Origin of the sequence: Haemophilus sp. HMSC61B11 (genome assembly GCF_001838615.1) — a bacterium.
Classification (GTDB): Bacteria; Pseudomonadota; Gammaproteobacteria; order Enterobacterales; family Pasteurellaceae; genus Haemophilus_D; species Haemophilus_D parainfluenzae_AD.
In genome coordinates, this window is sequence record NZ_KV838002.1 from 60,718 (window position 1) to 61,050 (window position 333).

Annotated in this window: 1 pseudogene; it reads right to left on the reverse strand. The window is 51.1% G+C overall.

Annotation, left to right across the window (positions count from 1 at the left end):
* Positions 1-333, reverse strand: a pseudogene (locus HMPREF3263_RS10965) (hypothetical protein); the annotation flags it as partial.

Genomic DNA, 333 nt, shown 5'->3' on the forward strand with positions numbered 1-333 from the left:
AGGTGATTTATCATAAAGTGTCGAGGCGAGAAAATGAGCCGCAGCCTCTCCACCTGCTGCACCTGCCGCCCCCGCAGCAACATTACGGTTGCCTGCATAAGCCTCTACCGCGCCCCAAAGTGCATGAGCAGTCAAATTGAGAGCAGTATTCACATTGCCTTTTGCATCTGTTGTCGCTTTCTTAATTTGATTATTCACCGCAGGCGATAATCCTGAAGCCACCACTTCCGCTGCCGGTCTGCCGGCTAAAGCGGTGCTAATAACATTTAATGCCGAATCAATGACAAGACGTTGACTTCCACCCGTTTCCCATTCTTTGGCTTCGCGACTCGC